This window comes from Actinomycetota bacterium, from assembly GCA_019347675.1.
GTDB lineage: Bacteria > Actinomycetota > Nitriliruptoria > Nitriliruptorales > JAHWKO01 > JAHWKW01.
Window position 1 is genome coordinate 1 of sequence record JAHWKW010000054.1, and the last position, 4627, is coordinate 4627.

A 4627-nucleotide genomic window follows, 5' to 3' on the forward strand; every position below is an offset into this window, starting at 1 on the left:
TGGAGGGCGAACATGCCGGCATCCTCGAGTCCGAAGTCGATCGCGTTGGCGCTTTGCGCGAGCTGCCGGTCGTAAACCAACGAGCGGAACAGCCGCGACGACTGGCCACCCGACAGGATCTGCTCGAGTAGGGTGAGCGCCGCCGAGTCGGGATGGTTGAGGCGCGGCCGCTGCCAGCTGTGGACGATCGAGGGCAGGGGCACATTCGGCCCGAAAGCCGAGATCGTGCGGCCGGCGGAGCGGGGGCGGGCGGCGCGGCGCCGCCGTTCGCCGGGCCCGACGTGCCGCCGGGCGCACCGCTGCTCGCGTCCTCGCCGGTCATCCGCGCGCGGACTTCTGGGGTCAGGATGCCCAGTTCCTCCTGGGCGTCCGTGTCGAGGAAGCGCGAGGCCAGCCAGCGCATGATGTAGTCGGGCATCGACTTGGCGAAGGGAATCTCCGGGTTCTGGGTCATCCCCTCGGGCTCGAAGCGCATGTAGCTGAACTTCTGCACCAGCGTCTCCAGCGGCACGCCGTACTGCAGAGCGATCGAGATGGCGGTCGCGAAGGAGTTGAGCAGCCCGCGCAGCGTCGAGCCCTCCTTGCCGATGTCGGTGAGGAAGATCTCGCCCAGCGAGCCGTCCTCGTACATGCCGGCGGTGATGTAGCCCTCGTGGCCGGCAATCGAGAACTTGTGGGTGATCGACTGGCGCTCACGGGGCATGCGCTTACGGGCCGGGCCGGCGGCGCGCAGCGCCTCCGAGCGGCCCTCCTCGCGCGCGGCCACCGCTGTCTCGGCCACCGCGGCGTCGACCGCCTGGGCGATGAGGGTGTCGACCTGCTCCTGGGTGAAGGCGCCGTCCTCGGCTGCGCCCTGGACGTCGTGGGCCTCGGTGCGCAGCGCCTGCGCGGTCTTGGAGCCGTCGCGGTAGATGGCCAGCGCCTTGACGCCCATCCGCCAAGCCTGCAGGTAGGCGTCGGCGATGTCCTCGACCGTGGCGGCCTGGGGCAGGTTGACGGTGTTGTGGTTGACGATGCCGTTGGCAACGAACGCGTGGGTTCCGGGAACCGAAATATCGAAGACCTCGCGCTCGCCGGCGGCGATCACCGATGTCACGGGACTGAAGTGCAGGTTGCGCTCGACGACTTGCTGAAGCCACTCGGGAAGCTCGACGCCGGGAATCTCGGCTAGCCGCACGACCGACTCGCGCGACACGTCACTCGTCCGCGCATCGACGAGATGGCGATGGCGCTGTCGGAGCCCCGTGCCGGCTCCCGAGCGGCCGCTGCTCCCTACCGGGATGAGCTCGTAGAGCTCGCGACCCGAGACGCCCGGGATCACGTCGGCCGTGCTCTGGTGGTACTGGCGCGAGGCGATCTCCGTCGCTCGCAGCGCCTTGTGCGGCTCGGCGAAGTCGATCATGCCGACGAGCCGTTGAGCCTCCCGTCCGGCGGCGTAGATTTCGTCGAACGTCTTGTCGTACGGCGCGTTGTACTTCGAGACGCGCCCGTGCACGATCCCGAGGTTGGTGAGGATCGCCTGCAGGTCATCGAGCAAGCGCGGCGAGTCGACGCAGATCGCCCACTTCGCCATCCCGCGCGTAGTCAGGTAGGCATCAAGACACAGACCCTCGAGGAAGCGCAGCACCATGGCGCGCGGGGAGCGCAGGATCGCGTCGGGCACCCGCTTGTGCGCAGCTCCGTTGCCACATCCGAGGTAGTCGAGGAACTCGACGAGGCGCTTCGAGGAGAGCTCGATCGACGGGCAGCGGCCGACCGGCCGAACCACCTTCGGGACGCGCTCGAAGATCTCGGTCATGAGGGCCACCAGCCGGGCGATGACGGTTTCATCGGCGTTGCTGATCCTCACCGTGTGGGTGCTTCGGGTGATATGGCCCTCAGCCGCGTATGCGCCGAGCACGAAGGCCAGTCGCTCGGTCATCGCCTCGGGAATCGCGATCGCCTTCTGGGAACCCCAGGACGGCGAGGGTACAAAGTCGGCGAAGCTCGCGGGAGCCGTGGCCCAGAGGTTGTCGCCGTACTGAGTCGCGACCTGATCGCCGGGTTCCAACTCGTCGAGCCGGCGCCAAGCGAGCTGCCCCTCATCGCAGGTCAGCACCATGTGGTTGGGCGTGCCGGTCACACGGTGCCCCGAACGCAGCACCGCCTCGCGCACGGGCCTGCGTCCGCCGTAGTAGAACGCATCGGTGGCTCGCCGACCGTCCAGCGAGGCGATGGTGAGCCGCATGTCCCGGAAGGAGTCGGGGTGCTCACCGTTGCGCAGGCTGCCGATCCGGGTCAATCCGTGCTCACTTGCCACGAGGGTGTCCCCCACGACGCACTTCGAGATCGCGCCGCTGATGAACGGCTGGACGGCGCCCATCATCTTGATGTGGCCCATGTGGGAGATGGCGCGCTCACCGACCGCCACGTCGAAGACCTCGAGATGCTCGGCGAACAGGTGCGGCGCGCCGACGATCGTGTTGGTCGCGGCGACGTGGGCCTCGATCTCGGCGATCTGCTCACCGGCATAGCCCAGTGTCTGCAGCGCGAGGGGCACCGTGCGGTTGGGGATGGTCATGCTCCCGCCGCCGACCAGCTCCTTGAACTTCACCAGTGAAAAGTCGGGCTCGACGCCGGTAGTGTCACAATCCATCAAAAAAGAGATAGTACCCGTGGGTGCAAGAACAGTGGCCTGTGCATTTCTGTAACCGTGAACCTCTCCCGTGGCCACCGCATCGTCCCACGACGCACGGGCCGCCTCGAGCAGTCCGGTGTCTGCGCACGTGGATTCGGGGATCGAGTACGAGGCGTCGCGGTGCATGCGCATGACCGCGTTGTGGGGCTCGCGGTTCTCCTCGTAGCGCTCGTAGGCGCCCATGGCTGCGGCGATACGCGCAGACCCCAGGTACGCACGGCCGGTCATCAGCGCGGTGATGGCCGCAGCGGTGCCACGGCCTTCGTCGGAGTCGTAGGGCATGCCGTTGGACATGAGGAAGGCGCCGAGGTTGGCGTAGCCCAGGCCGAGCTGACGGAACGCGCGGGCGTTGACGCCGATCTCCTCGGTCGGGTAGCTCGACGGCCCGACGATGATCTCCTGGGCGAGGAACACGATGTCGACGGTGTGCTCGAAGGCGTCCACGTCGAGCGAACCATCCTCGCGGCGGAACTTCATGAGGTTCAGCGACGCGAGGTTGCACGCCGAGTCGTCGACGTGCATGTACTCGGAGTTGTGGACCACCACGCCGCTGTCCGGCCCCTCGGCGCTGGTGACGGCGAAGTTGCGCGTCGCGGGTACCTCGAGGTCGAACACCGGCACGCTGGTATGGAGCTCCAGTCGCCGGACCGCCCTGACCCGTGTCTGGCCGCTCGACGGCCGCTCGGCGACCTCGGTCGGGCCCCCGACGGACGCGAAGACGGGCGCGAGGGCTCCCGAGCGCAGGGCGATGCCGGCTGACAGCGACTGGGCCTCGATGTACTGGCCGCTGGTGAGCAGGAACCGATGCTCGGGGGTGCAGCGAAGGACCGCCCCGTCGGCCGTGGTCACCTCGATGAGCTCGTTGGTCATGCCGGCAATCCAGACGGCTGACACGGACTCGACGGTCGCCCTGCCGATACTGCGGTCGTACGCCGCGACCTCCGGCAGATCCTCGCCGAGCGTGTGCCGACGGTGCAGCTCGTCGAAGGGCACCGGGCCGTCGGTGGTGTGCACCAGCGTCTCGCCGGTGAAGCAGCAGGGATTGGAGGCGTTGATCCGCCCCGAGTTGGGCGAGGTGTGCCACTGGTTGATCGTCGTGTCGTACTGCACGCCCGGGTCGGCGCAGCGCCAGGTGGCCGCGGCTATCTCGCGCATCAGCTCGCGGGCCTGCATGGGCTCGCCGATCGGCTCGCCGGTCATGCGGGAGGTCGTGCGCCACTCCTCGTCGTTCTCGACGGCGCGCATGAACTCGTCGCTGACACGGACCGAGTTGTTGGCGTTCTGGTACTGGATCGACTGGAAGCCCTCACCGTCGATCGACATGTCGAAGCCGGCCTTGGCCAGGGCCTCGGCCTTGTCCTCCTCCTTGGCCTTGCACCAGACGAACTCGCGGATGTCGGGGTGGTCGACGTCGAGGACGACCATCTTCGCCGCGCGGCGCGTCTTGCCGCCCGACTTGATCGTGCCCGCCCACGCGTCGGCCCCCCGCATGAACGAGACAGGCCCAGAGGCGGTGCCGCCCTTGCTCAGCGGCTCCATCGACCCCCGTACGCGTGACAGGTTGATGCCCGCTCCAGAGCCCCCGCGGAAGATGTTGCCCTCCTTGGTGTTCCAGGCGAGGATCGACTCCATCGTGTCGTCGACCGAGAGGATGAAGCAGGCCGAGCTCTGAGGGCTCTCCTCGAACCCCACGTTGAACCACACCGGCGAGTTGAACGCCGCCATCTGGTGGAGCAGGATGTAGGTGAGCTCGGCCTCGAAGGTGTCGCCGTCCTCGGCGGAGGCGAAGTAGCCGCGGCTGCGCCCCCAGTCGGCGATGGTGCCCGCGACGCGGGAGACCATCTGCTTGACGCTGCGCTCGCGGGTGGCCGAGCCGATCTGGCCGCGGAAATACTTCTGGGCCACGATGTTGGTGGCGTTCTGGGACCACGTCTTCGGGAACTCGACGTC

Annotated in this window: 1 protein-coding gene; it reads right to left on the reverse strand. The window is 68.0% G+C overall.

Features of this window, described 5'->3' with window-relative positions:
- On the reverse strand, positions 1-4627 hold a 4627-nt coding region (locus KY462_16620), incomplete at both ends, for a hypothetical protein (GenBank protein ID MBW3579323.1).